This is a genomic window from Bartonella sp. MR110HLJHH, from assembly GCF_042194225.1.
Taxonomy (GTDB): Bacteria; Pseudomonadota; Alphaproteobacteria; order Rhizobiales; family Rhizobiaceae; genus Bartonella; species Bartonella grahamii.
This window is the reverse complement of the sequence record NZ_JBHIMQ010000001.1, coordinates 276393-300515: the sequence shown is the minus strand read 5'-3', so window position 1 is coordinate 300515 and position 24123 is coordinate 276393. Positions and strand designations below refer to the sequence as shown.

General features: G+C 37.0%; 17 protein-coding genes and 2 tRNA genes. 9 read left to right on the top strand and 10 right to left on the bottom strand.

Annotated features, from left to right (window positions below):
* Positions 1 to 827: 827 nt before the first annotated feature.
* Both rpmA and rplU read right to left on the bottom strand, forming a co-directional pair.
* Positions 828 to 1097, bottom strand: coding sequence for a 50S ribosomal protein L27 (gene rpmA, locus ACFIKB_RS01165; RefSeq protein WP_273787451.1), 270 nt, complete (start codon positions 1095 to 1097; stop codon positions 828 to 830).
* A 12-nt stretch (positions 1098 to 1109) separates the two neighbouring features.
* Positions 1110 to 1589, bottom strand: a complete 480-nt coding sequence (gene rplU / locus ACFIKB_RS01160; protein WP_375635449.1) for a 50S ribosomal protein L21 — start codon at positions 1587 to 1589, stop codon at positions 1110 to 1112.
* Positions 1590 to 1874: 285 nt separating this feature from the next.
* Between rplU and ACFIKB_RS01155 the strand changes: the two genes are divergently transcribed.
* Positions 1875 to 1964 (top strand) — tRNA-Ser (locus ACFIKB_RS01155).
* A 315-nt stretch (positions 1965 to 2279) separates the two neighbouring features.
* Here ACFIKB_RS01155 and pgi read toward each other — a convergent pair.
* From pgi to ACFIKB_RS01140, 3 genes are all read right to left on the bottom strand, one after another.
* Positions 2280 to 3944: a glucose-6-phosphate isomerase gene (gene pgi / locus ACFIKB_RS01150; protein ID WP_375644403.1), complete on the bottom strand. Its 1665-nt coding sequence runs from the start codon at positions 3942 to 3944 to the stop codon at positions 2280 to 2282.
* 189 nt (positions 3945 to 4133) lie between these two features.
* A complete protein-coding gene (locus tag ACFIKB_RS01145) occupies positions 4134 to 7268 on the bottom strand; it encodes an efflux RND transporter permease subunit (protein ID WP_375652599.1) in 3135 nt (1044 codons plus the stop codon).
* The gene (locus ACFIKB_RS01140) at positions 7265 to 8404 is read right to left on the bottom strand and encodes an efflux RND transporter periplasmic adaptor subunit (protein ID WP_375652597.1); all 1140 of its coding nucleotides are present in this window, start codon (positions 8402 to 8404) and stop codon (positions 7265 to 7267) included. The genes ACFIKB_RS01145 and ACFIKB_RS01140 overlap by 4 nt, the downstream gene beginning before the upstream one ends.
* 368 nt (positions 8405 to 8772) lie before the next feature.
* On the opposite strand from ACFIKB_RS01140, the gene ACFIKB_RS01135 reads away from it, so the two are divergent.
* From ACFIKB_RS01135 to ACFIKB_RS01120, 4 genes are all read left to right on the top strand, one after another.
* A tRNA-Arg gene (locus tag ACFIKB_RS01135) sits at positions 8773 to 8849 on the top strand.
* Between the two features lie 679 nt (positions 8850 to 9528).
* Positions 9529 to 11202, top strand: coding sequence for a formate--tetrahydrofolate ligase (locus tag ACFIKB_RS01130; RefSeq protein WP_375635445.1), 1674 nt, complete (start codon positions 9529 to 9531; stop codon positions 11200 to 11202).
* A 186-nt stretch (positions 11203 to 11388) separates the two neighbouring features.
* Positions 11389 to 11622 carry a 30S ribosomal protein S21 gene (gene rpsU, locus ACFIKB_RS01125; protein ID WP_012754552.1) on the top strand — a complete coding sequence of 78 codons (234 nt, stop codon included), beginning with the start codon at positions 11389 to 11391 and terminating at the stop codon, positions 11620 to 11622.
* Positions 11623 to 13242: 1620 nt separating this feature from the next.
* Complete coding sequence (locus ACFIKB_RS01120) at positions 13243 to 13803, top strand: SH3 domain-containing protein (protein WP_375652596.1); 561 nt, start codon at positions 13243 to 13245, stop codon at positions 13801 to 13803.
* Between the two features lie 46 nt (positions 13804 to 13849).
* Here the strand turns inward: ACFIKB_RS01120 and irrA are convergent, their stop codons facing one another.
* Positions 13850 to 14362 carry an iron response transcriptional regulator IrrA gene (gene irrA / locus ACFIKB_RS01115; protein ID WP_375644400.1) on the bottom strand — a complete coding sequence of 171 codons (513 nt, stop codon included), beginning with the start codon at positions 14360 to 14362 and terminating at the stop codon, positions 13850 to 13852.
* Positions 14363 to 14593: 231 nt separating this feature from the next.
* On the opposite strand from irrA, the gene fabA reads away from it, so the two are divergent.
* From fabA to ACFIKB_RS01095, 4 genes are all read left to right on the top strand, one after another.
* Positions 14594 to 15103, top strand: a complete 510-nt coding sequence (gene fabA / locus ACFIKB_RS01110; protein WP_012754549.1) for a 3-hydroxyacyl-[acyl-carrier-protein] dehydratase FabA — start codon at positions 14594 to 14596, stop codon at positions 15101 to 15103.
* A 57-nt stretch (positions 15104 to 15160) separates the two neighbouring features.
* Positions 15161 to 16381: a beta-ketoacyl-ACP synthase I gene (fabB, locus tag ACFIKB_RS01105; RefSeq protein WP_375644398.1), complete on the top strand. Its 1221-nt coding sequence runs from the start codon at positions 15161 to 15163 to the stop codon at positions 16379 to 16381.
* Positions 16382 to 16429: 48 nt separating this feature from the next.
* On the top strand, positions 16430 to 17248 hold the full coding sequence (gene fabI, locus ACFIKB_RS01100; protein ID WP_375635442.1) for an enoyl-ACP reductase FabI: 819 nt from the start codon (positions 16430 to 16432) through the stop codon (positions 17246 to 17248).
* Positions 17249 to 18414: 1166 nt separating this feature from the next.
* Positions 18415 to 18564: a hypothetical protein gene (locus tag ACFIKB_RS01095; RefSeq protein WP_375647008.1), complete on the top strand. Its 150-nt coding sequence runs from the start codon at positions 18415 to 18417 to the stop codon at positions 18562 to 18564.
* A gap of 567 nt (positions 18565 to 19131) precedes the next feature.
* Here the strand turns inward: ACFIKB_RS01095 and gpsA are convergent.
* The 4 genes from gpsA to cyoB all read right to left on the bottom strand — a co-directional run bounded on the left by gpsA (position 19132) and on the right by cyoB (position 24068).
* Positions 19132 to 20139 (bottom strand): NAD(P)H-dependent glycerol-3-phosphate dehydrogenase, encoded by a 1008-nt coding sequence (gene gpsA / locus ACFIKB_RS01090; RefSeq protein ID WP_375635441.1) that lies wholly within the window; start codon positions 20137 to 20139, stop codon positions 19132 to 19134.
* A 397-nt stretch (positions 20140 to 20536) separates the two neighbouring features.
* Entirely contained in the window at positions 20537 to 21385 is an 849-nt protein-coding gene (gene cyoD / locus ACFIKB_RS01085) for a cytochrome o ubiquinol oxidase subunit IV (protein WP_375652595.1), read from the bottom strand.
* Positions 21385 to 22053: a cytochrome (ubi)quinol oxidase subunit III gene (locus ACFIKB_RS01080; protein ID WP_375635439.1), complete on the bottom strand. Its 669-nt coding sequence runs from the start codon at positions 22051 to 22053 to the stop codon at positions 21385 to 21387. The genes cyoD and ACFIKB_RS01080 overlap by 1 nt, the downstream gene beginning before the upstream one ends.
* Positions 22050 to 24068, bottom strand: a complete 2019-nt coding sequence (cyoB, locus tag ACFIKB_RS01075; protein WP_375619283.1) for a cytochrome o ubiquinol oxidase subunit I — start codon at positions 24066 to 24068, stop codon at positions 22050 to 22052. Before cyoB ends, ACFIKB_RS01080 begins: the two co-directional genes overlap by 4 nt.
* Positions 24069 to 24123: the final 55 nt, after the last annotated feature.

The window sequence follows — 24123 nt, the reverse complement described above, 5'->3', positions numbered from 1 at the left end:
TCTGTCGCATATTTGCAAAGTACGAGCATCACCCAAGCACCATCATCAACTACTAAAATCAAGAAAAACGCTACAAATAAGATAAATAAAGTAAAAAATGAAAAGCAGTTATTGCCTTAACCCTAGCTCTTATGCTTGTTTATTTTCAAAAATGTACAATACAATAATAATGAAATCAGAAAAAATATTCTTGAAGAGCGCTGATTGCACATTGGTTATTTTTATATCTTTAAACAGCGTCCTCCTTAAAAATATAATTTCACTCTCGATTTACCGAAAACTCCTTAATGCACGTCACTTTCAAAGTAGTTTTGACTGCCATCTTATGGATTTTTTATCCCTATATCCTTTTAAATGAATAGCCCCACCTATCCACACCACCACCTAAAAACAGTATGACAACTCATCAATACTACAATGCCAATAAAAAGATCCATCTTTATCAAAATGATTACATAAATAATGCTTTCATTAAATTTCTCATAATTTCCTGAAAACAAACTGCTTCTCTTATAAAGAAATTACTAAACACTTCTTCATGCATAAAAAGAAAGTCTCTCCTTACTATTATTATACAGAAATTTATCAACAAATTCTATCATAATATCAATACGTTCAGTACTAAATACTAACATAATACCGCACAAGTTCCTCCCCTCATTGAGAAAAGTCATTTCCCCAATTCCACCTTTTTCGTACATCTTCTACATTTATTATAGTACCAAAACAAAAAGGGAAAGATGAAATTCTATCTTTCCCTTTTAATACTTATAAAACCACAACTACAATTCAATGGAATCCCGTTGATTGCTAGAGAGTGTTACAGATTACTCTGCTGCCTCCACCATAGGAATGACTGAAACATAGGAACGATCACCCGCTTTGCGTTGAAAAGAAACCTTTCCATTTGATAATGCAAAAAGCGTATGGTCTTTTCCAATGCCGACATTGTTGCCAGGATGCCAACGTGTACCACGCTGGCGAATAATAATATTTCCAGCAATAACGGTCTCACCACCAAATTTTTTAACGCCTAGACGTTTCGATTCTGAATCGCGACCATTACGCGAGGAACCACCAGCTTTTTTATGTGCCATAGACGCTCTCCTTTAATCTTTCTTACTCTTTGATGCTACAGACGCTTTCTTCTGTGACGCAGTCTTTTTTTCAGCTGTTTTTTTAGCCGTCTTCTCAACAGAAGCAGTATCTTTTGTTTCTTTTGGTGCAGTTGCCTCTTCTTTTATCGGCTTTGCAGCTGCTTTTTTAGTTTTTGAACCACCCATTAAAATTTCTAAAACACGAAGCTTCGTAAATTCTTGACGATGACCACGCGTGCGTTTAGAATTTTGACGACGGCGCTTCTTAAATGCGATAACCTTGCGCCCACGTGCCTGTTCTACAATCTCAGCTGTCACCAATGCATCAGCAACGACAGGGGTACCAATAACCGCATTACCTTCTTGCCCAACCATCAATATGTCATTGAATTCAACAACATCACCCGCATTTCCACTAACTTTTTCAACTTTCACCACTTGATTAGCAACAATGCGGTATTGCTTACCACCAGTTTTAATGACTGCGAACATTTTTTATCCTTCCGTTCACTCCAGCTCTTATTTAATTTCTGCCTTGAAATAAGGGAAAATAGGCTGCTTTTTATCAGTCGTAATAGATTTTAAAGAAGGATAAAACCTTCTTCAACACAAATATGCGCAGATTTCCCCACGCTCATGTTCCGTATATATGAAGGAATTTCTATTCTCTGTCAATAAAGTCCCATAAAAAAGAAAAAAAGGTTGTACCAAAAACAATTGAAGGTTATCTACCCCTTATACACTCAAATAGTGCCGATTTTTGTTTCACTTTATTATGGAGAGATGGCTGAGTGGTTGAAAGCACCGCACTCGAAATGCGGCATAGGGGCAACTCTATCGGGGGTTCAAATCCCTCTCTCTCCGCCAAAGTTTATAAAGCGATATTATTAAAATGTCTTTAATCGTAGCTTGCCGGTGGATTCTGTATATTTTTACCTAGTGTAGTTTGTCAGCAGGTTTTGTATCAATCCATTTTTCAAAAGATCTTCAAGACTTTTCAAAGCTCTTTATCGTTTGTGCGAATAAATTCTCATTATTACAATTTTTTCACTTTTTGGTTTTCTGTTACATAAATATAGTTCAGATAATAAGAGAATGCATAGTAAAATCAAAGAATTATCTCATATTTCTCTCTCATTCTACTTTTGCTTAGTTAGTACAAAATCTGCTGTCAAATTATATTTATTTTGCACGTCTTTCTTGAATATGTGCTAGCAACCCTAATGTTGAACTATCGCGATTATCCGCTTGACTTTCTCCACGAAGAATTGGTAGTAACTCATTTGCTAATTCTTTACCAAGTTCAACCCCCCATTGATCAAATGAATTAATATTCATTAAAATCCCTTCAACAAAAATGCGATGTTCATAAAGCGCAATAAGACGACCGAGTGAAAAAGGTGTTAATAAATCTTGAACCAACGTAATGCTGGGACGGTTTCCTTTAAAACTTCTATGAAGTGCTAAATGATCTGCTTCACCCTCATCAACTCCATTTTTTATCAAGATATGCCGAGCATCTTCAATACTACGCCCTTTCATCAATGCTTTTGATTGTGCTAAACCGTTTGCTAGCAACATCTCATACATAGAATGTAAATTTTGCTCATGCCCTTTTATAAATAAAATAAATTCTACAGGAATAATATCTGTTCCTTGATGCAGAAGCTGAAAAAAAGCATGTTGACTATTTGTTCCTGAATCCCCCCAAACAATCGGACCACTTGAAAAACTTAATGGTTTTCCATCCAGCGAGACTTGCTTACCATTTGATTCCATATCAAGCTGTTGTAAATAAGCTGGAAAATGTATTAAACGCTGTGCATAAGGAATGATAGAACGTGATGAATAACCACAAATAACACGATGCCAGAATCCTAAAAGAGCAAAACGAATAGGAATATTTTTATGCAAAGGCATAGTTTTAAAATGTTGGTCCATTTGCAATGCACCGTTGAGAAATTGGCGAAAATTTTCACCACCTATTGCAAACATAACAACAAGTCCAATGGCTGACCAAATTGAATAACGCCCTCCAACCCAATTCCAAAATTTAAAAACTCTTGTGGAATCTATGCCAAATTCTGCCACTTTATCAAGCGCACTTGAAACAGCAACAAAATGCGTACCAACGGCTTCTTCTCCTAAATGTGAACAGATCCACTGACGTGCAACTTGAGCATTTACCATTGTTTCAGCCGTTGTAAAAGTTTTAGAAGCAATGACAAACAGCGTTGTTGCTGGATTCAAAATAGAGAGAGTATCAGAAATATGGGCACTGTCAGCATTAGAAACAAAATGACACTGTGGACCATCATGATAAGGTTTTAAAGCATATGTAACCATTTCAGGACCAAGATCAGAACCACCAATACCAATATTGACAATATCACTTATTCTCTCGCCGCTGTTTCCCTTATAGCTGCCATCACGTACCTTTTCAGAAAATCTTTCCATATCTTCAAGGACGTCTTGAATATCGCGAATAAGATTATGACCATCCAACATGAAAATTTCATCAGCAGGTAAACGTAATGCAATATGAAGAACTGAGCGTTTTTCAGTTGTATTAATCGCCTTACCAGAAAACATTGCATCACGCCGGCCTAACACATCTGCTGCGACAGCTAAATCATCTAGAAGTTGCAATGTTTTAAATGTCACACCACATTTTGAAAAATCAAAAAGAAGATCATCAAGTCTGAGGGAAAAATGGGAAAAACGCTGTTCATCTTCTACAAAATGTCGACGAATATCATAGACCCCATCCTTTGCGGCATGGTTTCTTAAAGCTTTTAATGTGGCTTCAAAAGCCTTTTCATTTCGAATCGAAAAGCTATCTCCCATAAGCTTATCCTATACGGTTATTGATAATGAAATCTATGCCCAAACCATAACAAAGCAGAAAGCGTCTCCTTTATTGCTCGCTATTTTCACTGCTCACATAAAAATGAAGGAATATACAAAATAAAAGGATAAGATCCGAAAATGATATTTTTACAGGAATAAACTTTCAAACCTTTTCTATCAGATACATCATTTAACTTGATTGAGTTCTTTTGTTAAGCGTAAATCTTCTTCTGCTTTTGGTCTTATAAAACGCCCCAAAAAAAGATAAACAACCGGTGTGACATAAAGCGTAAAAATAGTTGCTAAACCTAAGCCACCAACGATAACCCAACCTAAAGCTATACGAGCTTCTGCGCCAGCACCTTTGGCTAAAACCAAAGGAATACCTCCTAAAATGGCACAAATCATTGTCATACAAACTGGACGAAGTCGAATATTTGCTGCTTCTTCTACGGCTTCACGCACGCTTCTTCCCTGATCTCGTAATTGATCTGCAAATTCAACAATGAGAATACCATTTTTTGCCATAACGCCAATTAACAAAATTAGTCCAATTTGGCTGTAAATATTAAGACTCACACCACTTAATAGCATAGCAATTACAGCACAACCAATCCCTAATGGGACCGTAGCCATGATAATGAATCCTGAAATAAAGCTTTCAAACTGGGCAGCCAAAATCAATAAAATAATCAAAAAAGCAATGCCAAAAACAATCATAAAATTGGAAGATGTTTCATTAAGCGTTTCAGCTTCTCCTAAGGGAACCACGTAGATTCCTTTTGATAACAAAGGAGAAGCAATTTTCTGTACAGTTTGATAAGCTTCCCCTAAAGCGATACCTGGAGCAAGATTTGCGCTTAAAATAACAGCGCTCATGCGTTTTTCCCGTTTTAATTGGGGAGCGATAGCTTTTTCATGTAAATGCGCAATAACCGATAAAGGAACATATCGATTGTCTTTAGTCTTTAAGAAAATATTTTCTAAATCACTGGGACTCTTCATAGAATTTTTACGCGATATCAATTTAACATCGTAAGAATGATCATCCACGTTAATGGAACCAATCTTTTTACCATCCAACATTGCTTGTAATGTATCGCCCAAATTGGTGATATCAATCCCTAAATCGGAGGCTTTTTTTCGATTGATTTCAATAAAAAATTGTGGTTGTGTTGCATCAACAGTAAGACGTGGTCGAATAAAACGCGGATCATCTTGTAAAGCACTCACCAGCTTATCAGCAATGGGTTGTAGTGTTGCATAATCGTTGCCAAGAATTGCAAATTGTAATCCTTGCCCAGTTCCTCTCACACCTAGAGAATTTCCCTCCGCAGCAAACACAAAAACTGCGGGAAACTGTCTAACCTTTGCATTAACATCCTTCACAATTTCTTGCTGACTACGTGAACGTTCATCCCAAGATGAAAGCAATAAAACCAAAAAAGCAGTATTGGGTGAACCACCAATACCCGCAATAGAGTAACTGTTAGCAATCTCCCCTGCATCACGTAATGGCTGTAGACTTGCTTCAATTTGCTCTACCTGTTCGTTCAAATATTGTGTTGAAATACCTTGTGGTCCATTAATAACCAAAAAGATAAGAGCTCTGTCTTCTGCTGGAGTTAATTCCTGTTTCAGCTTCATATAGCCTCCGACACAAAGACCCGCAAAAATAAGTGAAGCAAAAATAACAGACCAAGGCTTTTCTAAACACTGATGCAAACTGTAAGTATATGCCTTATGAAGAAAAGTACCTAATTTATATAAAAAAGTAAAATGATGGGACTTTTCTTCTTTCTCCTCAATATGTTCTTTGAGAAAACGTGAAGCCAACATGGGACAAAGCGTTAAGGCAACAATTGAAGAAAGCAAAATAGAAATTGCCAAAACAAAACCAAATTCTCTAAAAAGCGCTCCAACTTGCCCAGGAAGAAAGGAAATAGGAACAAATACAGCCACTAAAGTCAATGTTGTTGCGACAACAGCAAAAAAAACTTCACGTGTTCCTAACACCGCTGCAGCTCTGGAACCTAACCCCATATTGCGCCATCGAACAATATTTTCCAGAACAACAATGGCATCATCCACAACAAGCCCTGTTGCTAAAACAAGTCCTAAAAATGTGAGAATATTTAATGAAAATCCCACAAGATAAATAGCTGCAATGGTACCAATTAAGGCAACAGGAAGAGATAAAGCAGGTATCAGTGTTACACGAATGTCTCTGAGAAAAAGAAAAATGACTAAAATAACGCTCAAAATAGCAATGACCAACGCAACCTCAACCTCATGAAGGGCACTTTTAATAAAAATTGCATCGTCATTAATAACGTCTATATGTACAGAAGAAGGAACAATACTTTTGAGATTATCAACAACGGCTCTTACACCTTGAGAAATATTAAGCGTGTTGGATTGTGCTTTCCGCACGATACCTAATCCAATACCTGTCTTTCCATTGATACGAAGAATAACCGTTTCTATATCCGGCGATAAAGTAACATGCGCAACATCGCCAAGATGCACATGAGGCTTTAAAACAACTTGTTCAAAAGATTCTGGTGTTGTTAGACGTGCAGTGGCACGGACAACTAAAGTTTGCTTAGAATTGCGTAATGATCCTACTGGCACATCCGTTGTCATATCAGCAAGAACACGTGAAATATCTGCTACAGTTAATCCATAACTTGCAAGTTTTGCTTGATCTATATCAATCTGAAAAATCTTTGTGCGAGCACTATCAACCTGTACATCACCAACACCATCAACAGCAGAAATTGCATCAACAATCTGATCATTTACAATCGTTGTTAAATCATCAATACTCATTGTTGGTGACGTCACAACCAAATACATCATGGCAGCAGCATTCGAATCTGCTTTAATGATCAGAGGGGTATCTGCATTTTTTGGTAAAGAATAAGCAATACGAGACAGAGCATCACGAATATCAGATGCCGCTACATTCAAATCAACACCGACATTAAAATTAATCTGCACACGAGAGCGTCCAAAAGAAGATGTTGAAGAAATTGTCTTAACACCTGAAACACGAGAAACAGCATCTTCTATAACTTTTGTTACTTCACGATCAATGGTTTCTGCTGACGCACCAGAAAACATCGTCACAATCGTTGTTACTGGAGTATCAACATCGGGTAATTCTCTTACATCAACATTCAACCATGCTGCAAATCCTGCAATGATGATCATAGCATTTAAAACAAAAGTAAAAACCGGTCTGCGAATAAATAAGGCAATGAGACCACCTTGCTCCACCTTTGACATAGGATGTTTTGTGCTCAATTCTTGGCTCATTGTATATCCGTTCCATAAACCGCTGATAATTGCTGTTGGTGGGACTTTGGATCATCAATAGTTACTTTACTTCCTGGATAAAGCATTTGCACCCCTTGAATGACAACTTGATCACCCTTTTCTAGGGAAGCTTTCACGAAAACCTGATCCGCTTTATGCTGAATAATTGATACGGGAATAGACTCTACTTTTCCTTCTCTCACACGCCAAACGAATGACCCTTTACTATTCCATTGAACCGCAAGAGGATTAACGACAGGAAAAGAACCACCATGAAATTGCAATACAACAGAAAAGGACATACCAGACATGAGCGTATCTTTTTCATTATTGATTTCAACCTGAGCATGAAGCGTGCGACTTTCTGGATCAACAATATTATCAATCGCATAAATATGACCAACAAAAGATTTATCTGGCTGCGCAGTTAATGTTGCCGTTACCTCATCTCCTTTATGGATGCGCGACACATATCGTTCAGGGGCCCATATATCGACCAAAATACGTTCTCTATTCTCAATACGCCCTATTACGGTATTAAGGGTCACGTTATTCCCCACATCAACGGGCAAAATACCAACAACTCCAGGAATCGGTGCACGAATTGTTCGCCGATCGAGATCTAATTCAGCATTACGCAACACTAAATTTGCGTTATCCAACTCTAAACGTGCTGTAATTTCTTGAACTTCCGTTGCTGTATTGCTGGCGCGTAATTTAAGAATGCGCGAAAGCGTTAATGCATTATTATCACGTTGTACTTTTGCTTTTGCAGCCGCTATTTCCTCTTTTTTAGAATCAAGCTTTGCAATCACATCATCGACTTGTACTTTTGTACCAGCTGATACAAAAAGCTTATCAATAACACCTGAGGATAAAGGGGTAAGATCGACTTCTGCAAGAGCTTTTCCACTCCCAAGAACGTTAAGTTGTTCATAAAAATCTTGAACTTTTACAAGATCAACGACAACATTCGCCGGTGGTCTTCCCATTTTTTCCTTTGAAGCTTTATACGATACTCTTGTTTTATCCACCATAGAAATGGGTTGTTCTGCACTCTTTTTTCCAGCCCAATAAGTAACCGTTAAAACGACGATTAAAAACACCAACGGAAAGCTCTTTTTTAATAACGCCATACATCCACCCTTGCTGTGTCATGTTCATCTGAAATAGTTTTCAACAGTAATATCGGTGTTTTACACAAAAACCAAACAGCGGGTGTATATATATCTTACCCCCCACCGCAAAAAACACATCTCATCTTTGCTTGACTATCTTTCATAGATTAAAACGTCAAGTTAACTATCGTTCATATTGCTTTGTACAGTCACAACAAAAAATGATTATATCAAAACCAACTGAAACCATAATATATTATATCCTTTTTTAAAATATCTCATAAAAAAGAGAGTTTTTTTTATTACTATCCAAGTTTCACTTGCATTTCTTTAATGAAACGATTAGGAACCCTTTGTCATAGATAATGTAAAAAACTGAAATGTATGCACCCGTAGCTCAGCTGGATAGAGCACCAGACTACGAATCTGGGGGTCAGGAGTTCGAATCTCTTCGGGTGCGCCATCTATCAATAATATCTTCTTATAAATTCAGGCTCTTTAAATTCTTTATTTTGTGATTTATTTTTGCCTATCTTTGTTTTTTGTATTTTGTTACTTCATTCTGTTGTGAGTCGTTTCTTTAGCCATTTTGCTAGAATAAGATGTTATGAGTCCTTCAATTCAGCTCCAAGGTGCTTTTATTAGCTAATAATCATAACGATTGCATAAGCAGCGTGTGTTGTTTTCTTTTTTCGATCTATGCGCTTGTTTTTAGTCTCTTCCGGATTATACTCTTTAATCAGTTAGATAATTTTTTGCGTGCTTATTTCTAATTTTTCCATAACTAGATGTTTCTGGATATTTTATTCCTAGCAATCCCATCTTAATAGGGACTTCAGATGTGCCGCCATAAAACACTTATGGTATCCATTAATATCATTAGCATTTTGTTGCAAACCAAAGCTTCTTTTCGAGATATTTTTAATTGAATTAAACATATTTTTACTGCTTAAAAGCAAAGAAACTCTTTTTCCTAAAAAACAATGAAACTCTTCTCGTGCTTCTTTAGCATTATCTCTTGCATAGCATATCATCGACTTCTATGATATCCTAACACTTTCTGTTCTCTATGAATTCTTCTAATTAATCCATGGGGTACAGATCTCGAACATTAATAAAAGCTAAGTTTAAAGAATTTTTCCATGCCTAAAACAGATATTGAAATTGCTCGCACTGCTAAAAAGCAGCATATTATTGAAATTGCAAAAAAAATTGGTATCTCACATGAAAATCTCATTCCCTATGGCCATGATAAAGCTAAAATTTCTTCTGAATACATAAAATCGCTTGATAAAAATCCAGATGGTAAACTTATCCTCGTCACAGCTATCAATCCCACACCTGCCGGAGAAGGCAAAACAACAACAACAGTTGGACTAAGTGATGCTCTTAATCTTATTGGTAAAAAAACAATAGCTACCTTGAGAGAGCCGTCTTTGGGTCCCTGTTTTGGTGTAAAAGGTGGTGCTGCTGGTGGTGGTTATGCACAAGTCGTTCCAATGGATGACCTTAATTTACATTTTACCGGTGATTTTCATGCTATTACAGCTGCTCATAATCTTCTTGCCGCAATGATAGATAATCATCTTTATTGGGGAAATACTCTAAACATTGATCCACGTCGCATTGTTTGGAAACGCGTTCTTGATATGAATGACCGTGCATTGCGCGATATTGTTATTTCATTAGGGGGCATAACAAATGGTTTTCCACGCCAAACAGGTTTTGATATTACTGTTGCGTCAGAAATTATGGCACTTCTTTGTCTCTCTGAAAATTTAGAAAACCTTACACAAAGACTCAAAAAAATTATTGTTGCTTATCGTTATGATAAAACGCCCATCACCGTTTCTGATCTCAATGCAGAAGGTGCAATGGCAGTTCTTCTCAAAGATGCTATACAACCCAACCTCGTACAGACAATTGAAAATAACCCTGTTCTCGTTCATGGAGGACCTTTTGCCAACATTGCTCATGGTTGCAATTCAGTTATAGCAACAAAAACTGCTTTAAAACTTGCTGATTATGTTGTCACAGAAGCAGGGTTTGGAGCAGATCTTGGAGCAGAAAAGTTCTTCAATATCAAATGTAGGCAAGCAGGTATTGTACCAAATGCTACAGTAATCGTCGCAACTATTCGTGCATTAAAAATGAATGGTGGTGTAGATAAAAATAACCTGACAGAAGAAAATATCACCGCTTTAGAAAAAGGAACAGCCAATCTTTTACGACATATAAAGAATATGGAGCACTACGGTATTCCTTGTGTTGTGGCTATCAATCATTTTGACAGCGATAGCGATGCTGAAATAAAAACATTACAAAAAATAGTTGCAACAACTGGACACAAAGCTATTATCTGTAAGCATTGGGAACAAGGTGGAAAAGGCGCTATAGAACTTGCACAAGAACTCGTTACCTTGATTGAAGAAAAACATTCTCATTTTAAAGTTTTATATCAAGATAATATTCCACTCGTTCAAAAAATTAATTGTATTATAACAAAGCTATACGGTGGGCGTGGCGCCATCATCCCAGCCCCTATTCTCAAACAACTTGAATCTTGGGAAAAAGAAGGTTTTGGTGCCTACCCTATTTGTATGGCAAAAACACCTTATTCTTTTTCTTCTGATCCCAAGCAATATGGTGCTCCTGTTGATTTTGAAATTCCCGTACGTGAAGTTCGTCTCTCCGCAGGAGCTGGCTTTATTGTTGTCATTTGTGGAGATGTTATGACCATGCCGGGACTACCCCATTATCCCACGGCTGAAAAAATTCATCTTGACGAAAATGATCAAATACAAGGACTTTCATAAATTTATAACCGTAAATTCTATCATTCATTATAAAAAGCGTTTTATTGCAAAAAGAATAGAATTTTAAAAAGCGATATAGACAAATGTCTTATTTATATGATATAGGTGCTTGTCCTTTTGGATATGCCTTTAAAAGGATGTAGGTTTTTCCTATCATTTATGACACTGAAAAAAGCAGGATAGATAGTGCAAGTACTCGTTCGTGATAATAATGTTGACCAAGCGCTCCGTGCGTTGAAAAAAAAGATGCAGCGTGAAGGTATCTTCCGTGAAATGAAAATGCGTAGTTATTATGAAAAGCCATCTGAGAAGCGTGCTCGTGAAAAAGCTGAGGCTATTCGTCGTACACGTAAGCTTGCTCGTAAGCGTGCGCAAAGAGAAGGTTTTGTTAGTAACGGACGAACTGTTGCGGTAAAGTAATATACTTTATGTAATTGCATAAGTAGTAGATAATAAGCTTCCAGAAAATTTTATCTTCATAGGCGATTGCAATAAATTGCTTGTGTACGGTTTTTTGTGTACAATGTTATCTAATATGTTAGTTATCTGAAAATAATAAGGTTTCTGTCATAGGGGTGTTTTTTTCACTCTTATATTTCAAAAAACAGATAACAAACTACGCTTTAGATATTTAAGCGACTTATTCTTATGTGAATTGAGTGTAAGGTGTTTTATTATCACTTTTCGCTATAATTTTTCTCCTTCCGGATATCTCTTAAATAACTGTTTCTTTATGTACAAATTTCATGATGATTTTCTTTTTTTGTCATTAAATATTCTACATCTTTCGAACATCCTAGGTCAGATTGCAAAACAAAAATAACTATCGCAATATGCGATTGTGTGTAAAAATATGATATCAAATGCATAATCCTCTTTCCCTTCAGTTATGTAACAAAACGATATAATTCCATAACTTTTTATATCTCTTGACTCTGTCTCTCTAAACGATGACGAATTTCAACCACGGCACTACAGATTCTTTTTTCTTGATAAATTTCTTCTATTCATCACTTATGTAATGCCCCCCATAAGTGTATTGAATAAGCTCCTCTATTTCATTCAACTTTCTTCTATACTGAGTTAGAGAAAAAGAAAATTGACAATAAACAGAGAAAACACTGTATTTTAATATGGATGAATGAATGTACCTTTTATTACCATTTTTGATGGAAATATTTTTACAATTTAAATAACGAGTTAAAGTTTTTAACGCATTGATTTATCGTTATAAGTAATCGTTTTTCATATTAAGTAATAATTCTGAATAACGTGAAGTTTCTCAACACCTTCTTATATTGAATAAATCAAGATTATTTTCTTGTACATCATAAGCAGGGTTAGTATGCAAATAGAATAAAAGCTATTTAAGAAAAAAATAAAAATGCTTCTTATGAACGCCATAAATAATAAGAACTGCATAACATTGAGAGCTGGTAAATGGTATGATGAATCCAGCTTATCTGCCATACGGATAAGCATTATCATGACATAAGATTATAGTATAGCAAATTTTATAAAATGGATTATCACGAAAAACTGTCCTGTTAAAATCAGCCCTTCATATATCAATCTACTCCATAATTTTGCTCATATTTTTAAGCTTAAATGTTTTATTCATCGTATTATTTTGTCCATTCAAAACTTCTTTTCAAGCCACATGATAACCCCTTTACTGAACAGCTCTTTGTTCATAATATGCATACATGTACTTTTACTTCGAGAAACAAACTCAGAAAAGAGATGCAATACTTTAGCCCTAATTTCCTGTACAAAAAATGCTATGCTCCCAGTATACTTTACTGTTTTATCACGCGTACAGCTACATAAAAGTCCAGTGTTTATTTATATTTATCCCCTCATAAACAAGATAAGCACTAAAAAATACAAACTTTTGTTTTCCTTATTTTGCTATTCTCGTAACAATTTTTTCATTGTTTAGATCTCTTTAACGAGCGATATGTCATAATTTTTATCAGTTTCTAGTCTTATCTTTCAGATTTTAAATTTCCAATATATGACGAAATAAAGGAGTTCAGTGTGCAAAATTCTCGTTGGTTTCGCGTTTCAATACTCGCATCATGTATCTTAATAGCAACAGTCATTGTATTGGGTTCACCTCATTTGTTGCACGCACAAACATTTAATCAAAATTTAGGGCCCAGCGGTTTACCACTTCCGCGATTTGCTTCGATTAAACCCACCAGCGTTAATGTACGCGTCGGACCAGGAAGCAACTATTCTATCATTTTTACCTACAAAAAGAAGGGCTTGCCTATTGAAATCATTCAAGAATATGATCAATGGCGCAAAATTCGTGATGCAGAAGGCGATGAGGGGTGGGTGTATCAATCGCTTTTATCGGGAAAGCGAACTGCTATAACTATTCCATGGCAAAAAGATAAAACAAAAAGGCTGATGCTACGAAAAAAACCCACCGACAACGCAGAACTTGTGGCGGAAGTAGAACCTAATGTCATTGGTAATATCCGCCAATGTGATGGACAATGGTGCGAACTAAACATTAATAATACGCGCGGATGGCTTCAGCAACCCCAGTTATGGGGAATCTATCCTGATGAAAAAGTAAAAGGTTGGTGAATACTCAAACTTATCAAGTTTAACTTTTATTCCTCATTGAATATCCTCACTGCCTATCACAAGATTGATTTTTGGGTTTCAATCGTACGATCAAATCAACATGTGAAACTTCCATACCTTCTGGTGGCTTAGGCAAATTTCTAATAATGGGAGCTTCTTCCAAATTGTAAGGAATATCAAGAATACGATTTTCGCCTTCTATATAAAAATGGTAGTGATCAGAGGTATTGGTATCAAACCAAGTTTTTGAGCCTTCTACGGCAATAATCCGTAACAATCCCGCTTCCGTAAATTGATGAAGCGTATTATAAACCGTTGCTAAAGATACAGGTACACCTGCCCTCCCCGCTTCCTCATAGAGCTCTTCAGCAGTAATATGACGATTTCCTTGAGAAAAAATCATATGTGCAAGCTCCAACCGCTGACGTGTTGGACGCAGACCATTTTGACGCAAACGTTTTTCTAACATAGAAATGGAATAATATTGCACAATTTTTCCACACTCTTTTGTGAACTGTTGTTCTTCATTCATATCTAAGTCGTCTGCACTTACTGACATATTACAAACCCAAATATATTCCTGCTAAATAAGATCAAAATACAAAAAAATGGGAATAGTATGGTGTAATCTTGTATTCCATTTTTAAATAATTACCTGTGTAGAATACATAAAAAAGGGCTTTTGTCATTAAAAATGATATAAAATCATTTCCCTCTCTTTGAAATTTGCTCTAAAAGTAGGTTGGGAAAAGCGCAGAAATAAAGATATATGCAAATAAATGGAGTAACAATGGCTGAACAAAAGTCTCGCTACACTTATGAAGAGCTTCTAAGCTGCGCTCGCGGCGAAATGTTTGGTAGAGGTAATGCGCAATTGCCAGCACCGCCAATGTTGATGATTCATCGAATCACTCAAATTAGTGAAACTGATGGTAAATACGATAAAGGAATGGTTCGCGCCGAATTTGACATTACACCAGACCTGTGGTTCTTTAATTGTCACTTTATAGGCGATCCCGTCATGCCGGGATGTCTCGGACTAGACGGTATGTGGCAATTAACAGGCTTTTTTCTTGGTTGGCTAGGCGAACCAGGAAAAGGAAGAGCGATATCAACAGGTGAAGTAAAGTTATCAGGGATGGTAACTCCACAAACCAAAATTCTTGAATATGAAATAGATTTTAAGCGTATTCGACGTGGAAATTTAGTCTTAGGAATAGCTGATGGGTGGCTAAAAGCAGATGGAGAGACTATTTATAAGGCGAATGATTTACGCGTTGCTTTATTCAAAGAAGATTGAACGTTATTTCCGTCAGAAAGAACTTTTCACTATTCTGTATGGAACGAGGAGGTATGAATGCGTCGAGTTGTTGTAACCGGAATGGGAATTGTCTCCGCGATTGGAAATGGACCTGAAGCTGTTTTAACCAGTTTACGTGAAGCAAAATCCGGAATTTCTTACGCGCCTCAATATGCCGAATTAGGCTTTCGTAGCAGAGTTTACGGCAAACCCGATATTAATATAGAAGAACTCGTAGATCGACGTGCTCTACGTTTTCATGGGCGTGGAACAGCATGGAATCACATCGCTATGGATCAGGCAATTGCTGATGCGGGTCTAGAACCGCATGAAGTATCGAATGAACACACGGGTATTATTATGGGTTCTGGAGGTGCTTCAACTCAGTCAATCGTTGAGGCTGCTGATATTACACGCCAAAAAGGTCCAAAACGCATCGGTCCTTTTGTTGTGCCTAAAGTGATGAGTTCTACGGCATCCGCAACACTTGCAACTTTTTTTAAAATTAAAGGCGTAAACTATTCAATCTCTTCCGCGTGTGCTACATCCAATCATTGTATCGGCAATGCTTATGAAACAATACAATATGGAAAACAAGATCGCATTTTTGCTGGTGGTTGTGAAGATCTGGATTGGACATTATCTGTTTTATTCGATGCTATGGGTGCTATGTCCAGCAAATATAATGATGTACCAGAAAAAGCTTCGCGTGCTTATGACACTAATCGTGATGGATTTGTTATTGCTGGTGGCGCTGGCGTTTTGGTTCTTGAAGAACTAGAAGTCGCTAAAGCACGTGGTGCAAAAATCTATGGAGAAATTGTTGGTTATGGCGCTACATCCGATGGACACGATATGGTCTCTCCATCAGGTGAGGGAGCAGAGCGGTGCATGCGCATGGCACTTGCGACCGTCAAAAATAAGATTGATTATATCAATCCCCATGCAACAGCAACACCTGTTGGTGATCCCCCTGAAATAGAAGCGATCCGCCGTATCTTCGGAGCAGGTGATCAATGCCCACCAATTTCCGCCACAAAATCTCTGACTGGTCATTCCTTGGGTGCAGCTGGTGTTCAGGAAGCAATCTACACACTGTTAATGATGAAGCATAATTTTATTTGTGAAAGTGCTCATATTGAAGAACTTGATCCAGCTTTTGCCGATATGCCAATTGTTCGTAAACGACGCGATCATCAACAACTTAATACCGTATTGTCAAATACTTTTGGCTTTGGCGGTACCAATGCAACGCTTGTTTTCCAACGCTATGAATAAACAAAAGTTCTTAGTAATTGAAAAAAGTACGGTCTTACGGAGAATAATATGAAAGGTTTGATGGAGGGCAAACGTGGCCTTATTATGGGAATTGCAAATGACCATTCAATTGCTTGGGGCATTGCCTGTCAGCTCGCACAAGCAGGAGCTGAATTAGCATTGACTTATCAAGGAAATGCTTTTGGAAAACGTGTTCAACCTCTAGCAGATAAACTTGGCTGCAAATTAGTGCTAGAGTGTGATGTTGAAAATATTGAAAATATTGACTACGTCTTTGGGCAACTTGAAAAAGAATGGAAAACAATTGATTTTATTGTCCATGCCATTGGTTTTTCAGATAAAACTCAGCTAAAAGGGCGTTACGTTGATGTTACAACACGTGAAAACTTTCAACGCACGATGGTTATTTCAGCGTATTCCTTTACTGAAATTGCCCAACGCGCGGGTAAGCTTATGCCCAATGGAGGAACACTTTTAACTCTTACCTATGGTGCTTCACAGCAAGTTGTGCCTAATTATAACATCATGGGTGTTGCTAAAGCAGCTTTAGAAGCTATGGTACGTTATTTAGCAGCAGACTTTGGTCCTCAAAATATCCGTGTCAATGCGATTTCCGCTGGTCCTGTTAGAACTTTAGCAGGTAATGGCATTGCAGCTGCACGTGCAATATTTTCACATCAACGCCGTAATGCCCCATTACGTCGTACCGTAAATATTCATGAAATTGGAAAATCTGCTCTTTATCTACTCTCTGACTTATCATCAGGTGTTACAGGTGAAATCCATTATGTTGATTCAGGCTATAACATCATGTCTATGCCAATACTTGAAGAACTGAAAAAAAGTGACGATACTCAAGAAGAATAAAAATTATCGCACTTAGAAAATATGACGTAAGGCACGTGTGCAGGTCTTTATAAGAATAAGTATAATACAAAACAAGATGCCTTGTTTTGCGAAGTATTTTATAAAAATCCGAATATTTTTTCAATCCATGGTTGAAAAATTTTGTATTTTATGACGTTATTTACCTTACTAAAGCATACCCTTTTGCTGTTGCTTACAAATCAATCCTCAGCCCTCATGCCATCGCAGTTTGAAACAGAGATTAGAGGATTATTAAAATCCTTAGCTTCAGCTTTTGTATACCAGATTGAAAAAAATATTGCCTACCTTTTTATTTATTCTTGAAACGCAAAGACAATCTAATTTAGGAAGAATATGAAGGCGTAAAGAAATCAATCATTAATCTTACTATTATTCTTTAATGAGGCTTTACAGTTTTAAAAGCATCCACATCAATATTTTTTTAATAATGGAGATTACGCTTTACCTCACACCTTTATTTTTCTCGTTCTTTAATGAAAGCATTTCTCTGATATATCAGGTAAAACAGAACGCTCAAAAACACTACGGCTGTTGCTCCTTCATGCATTTTTTTAAAAGATATCCCTCAATACACGCAATTCCATTTCACAATGGTATCTGTAGAACAGATAAAATCCCCGTGAAGTACATAAATCCTTTTTTCTCCACCATTTTAATGTTTATACAAATGACAAATCGACACTATCATTTTACTTGCCATGTTCTAATGTTGAAACACCCCTTGATACTTGAGATGATTCATTAGAAGTATTTTTAATAATTTTTATCCACATACTAACCCGCTTGTGACAAGCAAACACATGTTTTTAATTAATTCAATACAAAAATAAAATGAATTATTCATATAAATAAATTTTTTATCTTTATAATCACATTATTTTTTCAGTTTAAATGACAGCCACAAACAAGTACAATAACATTTTTTCAATTTTAGATTTTCAAATTTATAATTCCAAAAGTCATTTCTTGCATATAAAAAAAGAATTGTCATGTGAGAAAATAAAGGCGTAAACATCTCTACTGAACAGCCTCAAGTGCCAAGAGCTGTCTCAACATTGGGGGCTGGTAGGATGTGTGATGATGCTCGGCTTCCTCCTTCATAAACGTAAAGATGAGGATGTGCACAATGGCTTTATCGTTACACTATTCACGGTCACCGTCGCGAATTGAGCTTGGGAGTTTTAAGAGAGGTCTCTTTAAAACAAGCGCGTGAATATACAACAGCAATAGTGTTTTGTTTTGGGCGTTCTATTTTACCTGACACATCAAGGTATGAGGTAATCTCCATTATTTAAAAGATATGCTTTAGATAGCGTAAAACTGAATTTAAAAATGATGGTAGAGATGGGAACTGGTTTTTATCTTTAAAATTTCATCTTCTTCCCAAATTAGATTGTCTTCTTGTTTTAACGAATTACACAAACAGAAACACACAATATCCCTGCCTCTATCGAGATATAAACGCTGTTACACGCAGCAAATAATATTGAAAATTGGATAATAGCAATGATATTTTTAGCTTATACGTTACATAAAAAAAAATGCTTCCACCTAATGAGTCTTGTATTATTCTGTTTGCAAATATCATTGTGAGATGAATTTAAGAGAAAATCAAAATATCTTGTTCATTACATTACATAAACATGTGTAAGTGGAAACGATAATTTATTTTCAAAGAGATAGCTCTTAGACAAAAGCCAAAACTTTTATATTTCAGCCATGTTTCATAAATAATCGAATGATATGAATCTATAATTTGCTAGAATATGACTGTCTTATACAACCATCAATACAATCTATTTTATATGTCTTCATAGCATGTTTCTATTTTTTTACGATTGGAATTATTAAAAAACAGGATATCATTGTATTTCATCCTTGAGAGTACGGCTTAGTAATGTGTGCGCCGCTTCAGTTATGTTTTTACCACAATAGAGAATTTGATAAATTTGTTCTACAATGGGCATTTCTACCCCAATACGTTGCGCCAACGTATGTACTTCCTTGGTATTTAAGTACCCTTCCACAACCTGACCAATTTGTTTTTCCGCTTCTTTTATATCTATTCCTTTACCAAGAAGTATTCCAAAACGACGATTACGCGACTGATTATCAGTACATGTCAAAACCAGATCACCTAAGCCTGTCATTCCCATAAATGTGGAAAGCTCAGCACCCATAGCCCCCCCTAAACGACTGATTTCAGCTAGTCCTCGTGTGATGAGAGCTATTCGTGCATTTGCCCCAAACCCCATACCGTCTGATATTCCTGCACCAATAGCAATAACATTTTTGACTGCTCCCCCTAATTGAACACCAATCATGTCTGAACTTTTATAAACTCTAAAACTTTTGTCACAATGAAAAAATTGCTGTAATTCTTTACCAAACTCAACATCAGAAGCTGCTATCGTCATTGCAGTAGGCCAACCAATAGCTAGTTCTTGAGCAAAAGTTGGTCCAGAAAAAACTGCTAAAGGAATTTTTTCACCTAAAATCTCACGAGCAACCTCTTGTAAGAAACGTCCGGTACCATGTTCTAAACCTTTTGTTGCCCAAATAACGCGTGAATGCTGATCTAAATAAGGCTGAATATTATACAAAACTTGATGAAATACATGGCTTGGAACAGCGATTAATATATTGTGACTTGCTGCTATTGCAGTTTCAAGCGAAGCTTCAAGTAATAAATTTTCAGGAAATTGAATATCGGGTAAATATACTTGATTACAACGTTGTTCCTGTAATTCTTTGATATGTTGAGGATTATATCCCCAAAGTAAAACATTATGACCATTACGGGCAAGAGCAATCGCTAATGCAGTACCAAAAGAACCAGCACCAATAATTGTCATTGCAGCGGTTTTCATTAAGTTTTCTGATTATTCTCTAAACTTTTGATTTCAAGTGCATATTATTATCACAAATAACTTTAATGCTATCTTTAATATAAATTCTGTAAATTATAAAAACGTTACCGCTTCGTAGCTCTTATCTCACACAGCATAAAAACTTGTTTCTCACATTCTCTTTCTTTGTAGTAAATTGCATAGACATCACTTTTTGTATATTCTACAAATAGCTATTTGTCTCAAAAATTAAAGCTTGACTCAATACTCCATGGACTTTCTCTTTTAAAATAAAAGTACATTCAAAATCATGATACTCATTCCACTGATATCTTGTACTTAACCCCTCTTTAATATCCTACGAATTTTTTGTAAGAGCTGATACACGCCGCATCAGCTCCACAGGTATTTCTAACAATTACTCCACAGGAGACTGCGTACTTAACCCCTGCTCCATAGGCATTTCTGAACTAGGAACTTGATCTACAGGAGTTTGCGTACTTAGCCCCTGCCCCATGGGCATTTCTGAACTAGGAACTTGATCTACAGGAGTTTGCGTACTTAGCCCCTGCCCCATGGGCATTTCTGAACCAGGAACTTGATCTACAGGAGTTTGCGTACTTAGCCCCTGCTCCATGGGCATTTCTGAACCAGGAACTTGATCTACAGGAGTTTGCGTACTTAGCCCCTGCCCCATGGGCATTTCTGAACCAGGAACTTGATCTACAGGAGTTTGCGTACTTAGCCCCTGCTCCATGGGCATTTCTGAACCAAGAACTTGATCTACAGGAGTTTGCGTACTTAACCCCTGCTCCATGGGCATTTCTGAGCCCTGTATCTTTTCTGGCTGTTTTCTTACGGATATATCTTTGTTTGATAACTGCTCAGATACTGAAGAATCATCTCTACTTGATATTTCCGGTTCAATAACACGTCCTGAGCCACCCATCATATTATAATTCAAATGAGAAATAGCCCACCAAGTTCCCCCAATAATAACAAAAACGCAAATAGCAGCAAACCACAACGCGCTTAAATTCCACTTGGCATCTGGACCAGAATTCAAGTGCAAAAAGAAAACAATTTGTACTATAATCTGAATAATCGCCATCCCAATAAGATACGCAACCTTTGTACTAACTGCCCAACTTTCCATCATTCCATACATCACAGGAACAAAAGAACCCAAAGTGAAAAATACAGCCAGAATAAAACCGACTAAATATGAACCAGTACTGGGACCATGTGTTTCATTTTGCATGCTCATCACAACGCTCCTAATAGATAAACCATGGTGAAAACACCAACCCATACAATATCAAGTAAATGCCAAAAAATGGAAAGGCATGCTAAACGTGTCTTATTGTTCTGATCCAAGCCATTACGACGAAGATGAAAAAACATCACAACCATCCAAAGAAGACCAACACTTACGTGAAGTCCATGGGTGCCAACCAAAGCAAAAAATGCTGACCAATAAGCAGAGAGAATCTCCCGACCAAAAAGCTGTAAACCTGTTGCAGAATCAATACCAGCATAAGCATTTGGATCGTAATAAAAGACCTCACCCAAAAGTTCATGAAATTCGTAAAGTTCCATACCAATGAAGCAACAGCCAAATACAAAGGTAATAGCCATCCATAAACGCACACCACTGATGTTATTTTTATGTGCTTGTACCATTGTAAAACCATAAGTGACGGATGAAAACAACAAGAAAGCAGTCTCAACCAAAACAAATTTTAAATCAATAAACTCATTGCCCGCCTTACCACCACCATAAGAAGCAGAAAAAACAGCAAAACTTGAAAAAAGTGTCGAAAACAGGATCAAATCTGAAAGAATATAGACCCAAAAACCAAACGTCATTACCGAACTATTATCGTGGTGATGTTCATCCACAGCACTCACATTATTTATTGTTACTGCACTCATACTGTCACTCCTTGTTCTTTAAGAACAGCTGTAAAGGCATCTTCAGTTTTTTGTACTTCTTCAGCCGGAATATAATAACCATGATGGTCACCTGTTAATGAATGACACACAAGCGTTGCAATAAAACCAATCAAGCCGACCGCAACAAGCCACCAAATATGCCAGACAAGCGCAAAACCAACAACTAACGAGAAGAATCCCGCAATAATTCCAGCCGATGTATTGGACGGCATATGAATTTTTGTAAATCCACTGGTAGGACGTTGATAACCACTTTTCTTCATATTCCAATAAGCGTCATCAGACTGTATTTTCGGAACTATTGCAAAATTGTAAGAAGGAGGCGGTGAAGAGATAGACCATTCAAGAGTCCGTGCATCACCCCAAGAATCATTTAATGTTACAGGTAAACGTCCCTTATGTTTGATACCGTACCAAATCGCCAAAACAACTTGCAGCACAAAACAAAGGATACCAAGCAAAATAATAAAAGCGCCCAATGCAGCAATCATAAACATCGGTTGCCAACTAGGTTCCATATAATGCTGGAGACGACGTGTCCCACCCATTAAACCAAGTGCATAGACTGGGAAAAAGGCAAGGTAAAAACCAATGAACCAACACCAGAAAGATGCAATACCCAATGCCCGATTTGGTTTATAACCAAAAACTTTTGGAAACCAAAATGCAATCCCCGCTAAGTACGCAAAAACGACACCCCCAATAATTGTATGATGGAAATGCGCTACCAAAAACAACGAATTATGAAACTGCCAATCAGCTGGCACAATAGATAACAAAACACCAGTTAATCCACCACCAACAAATGTAAAGATCATTCCCATGCACCAAAGCATTGGAGGCTCAAAGCGAATCCGCCCCTTATACATAGTTAGCAGCCAATTAAAGACTTTTACACCTGTTGGAACGGCAATAATCATTGTCGCAATACCAAAGAAAGTATTCACAGCTTCACCGCCACCCATTGTGAAGAAATGATGTCCCCAAACAAGAAGCGAAAGAATCAAAATAACCAACATGGCCCATATCATCGAAGTATAACCAAAGAGGCGTTTTGAAGAAAAAGTTGATACAACCTCAGAAACAATTCCAAAAGCAGGAACAACCAAAACATAAACCTCAGGATGACCAAAAACCCAAACATAGTTAATCCATACCATCGGATTTCCGCCACCAACATTGGAAAAGAAATTCATGCCCAAATAACGATCGCATGCCAAGAGTGCAAATGCTACAGTTAAGACAGGGTAAATAACTAAAATAAGGACATTGCTAACAAAAGCGCTCCAACAAAAAACAGGCATTCTCATCATCGTCATCCCAGGAGCACGCATCTTAATCAAAGTCGCAACAAAATTGACCGCCCCCATTGTTGTCGCTATACCAGAAAGTTGAAGTGACCATAAATAATAGTCTACCCCTGTATCTGGACTCGTTTGCAATTCTGTAAAAGGTGGATACATCAACCAGCCACCACGACCAAAATTCCCAACACCTAGGGATATGTTAATCAATATTGCCCCTGCAGCCGTAATCCAAAAACCTAGATTATTTGCAAAGGGAAAAGCAACATCACGCGCACCAATTTGAAGCGGTATAAGATAATTAAAAAGGCCAAATAAAATAGGCGTAGCCATGAAAAAAATCATGATAGTGCCATGCGCCGAAAAAATTTGATCAAAATGGTCAGGGGGCAAATAACCTGCACTTTCACTCCCAAGAGCTAAAGCTTGATGTGTTCGCATCATGAGTGCGTCCGCAAAACCGCGAACAAGCATAATAATTCCAAGAACTATGTACATAATGCCTATGCGTTTATGGTCAACAGTTGTAATCCAATTTCGCCATAGAATCCCCCACCACCCAAGTGCTGTTAGAGCAACAACAGCAATTAAACCAACCACAACAATCGCAATACACGTGTATAAAACGATCGGCTCATGTGCAAGTGCATGAAAAGCACCTGCCGTAGGATCTGTAAGTCTTCCAAACATTTCTCAACCCATTTCAAATGAAATTCAAGTTTAAAAGAAACCTTATGTTAAAAGG

What these genes read in the sequence shown, in the direction of transcription:
- rplU (WP_375635449.1), bottom strand. Translation starts at nt 1,589, where the DNA reads ATGTTCGCAGTCATTAAAACTGGTGGTAAGCAATACCGCATTGTTGCT.
- fabB (WP_375644398.1), top strand. Translation starts at nt 15,161, where the DNA reads ATGCGTCGAGTTGTTGTAACCGGAATGGGAATTGTCTCCGCGATTGGA.
- gpsA (WP_375635441.1), bottom strand. Translation starts at nt 20,139, where the DNA reads ATGAAAACCGCTGCAATGACAATTATTGGTGCTGGTTCTTTTGGTACT.
- ACFIKB_RS01130 (WP_375635445.1), top strand. Translation starts at nt 9,529, where the DNA reads ATGCCTAAAACAGATATTGAAATTGCTCGCACTGCTAAAAAGCAGCAT.
- pgi (WP_375644403.1), bottom strand. Translation starts at nt 3,944, where the DNA reads ATGGGAGATAGCTTTTCGATTCGAAATGAAAAGGCTTTTGAAGCCACA.
- cyoD (WP_375652595.1), bottom strand. Translation starts at nt 21,385, where the DNA reads ATGAGCATGCAAAATGAAACACATGGTCCCAGTACTGGTTCATATTTA.
- ACFIKB_RS01145 (WP_375652599.1), bottom strand. Translation starts at nt 7,268, where the DNA reads ATGAGCCAAGAATTGAGCACAAAACATCCTATGTCAAAGGTGGAGCAA.
- ACFIKB_RS01140 (WP_375652597.1), bottom strand. Translation starts at nt 8,404, where the DNA reads ATGGCGTTATTAAAAAAGAGCTTTCCGTTGGTGTTTTTAATCGTCGTT.
- rpmA (WP_273787451.1), bottom strand. Translation starts at nt 1,097, where the DNA reads ATGGCACATAAAAAAGCTGGTGGTTCCTCGCGTAATGGTCGCGATTCA.
- fabA (WP_012754549.1), top strand. Translation starts at nt 14,594, where the DNA reads ATGGCTGAACAAAAGTCTCGCTACACTTATGAAGAGCTTCTAAGCTGC.
- ACFIKB_RS01080 (WP_375635439.1), bottom strand. Translation starts at nt 22,053, where the DNA reads ATGAGTGCAGTAACAATAAATAATGTGAGTGCTGTGGATGAACATCAC.
- fabI (WP_375635442.1), top strand. Translation starts at nt 16,430, where the DNA reads ATGAAAGGTTTGATGGAGGGCAAACGTGGCCTTATTATGGGAATTGCA.
- cyoB (WP_375619283.1), bottom strand. Translation starts at nt 24,068, where the DNA reads ATGTTTGGAAGACTTACAGATCCTACGGCAGGTGCTTTTCATGCACTT.
- irrA (WP_375644400.1), bottom strand. Translation starts at nt 14,362, where the DNA reads ATGTCAGTAAGTGCAGACGACTTAGATATGAATGAAGAACAACAGTTC.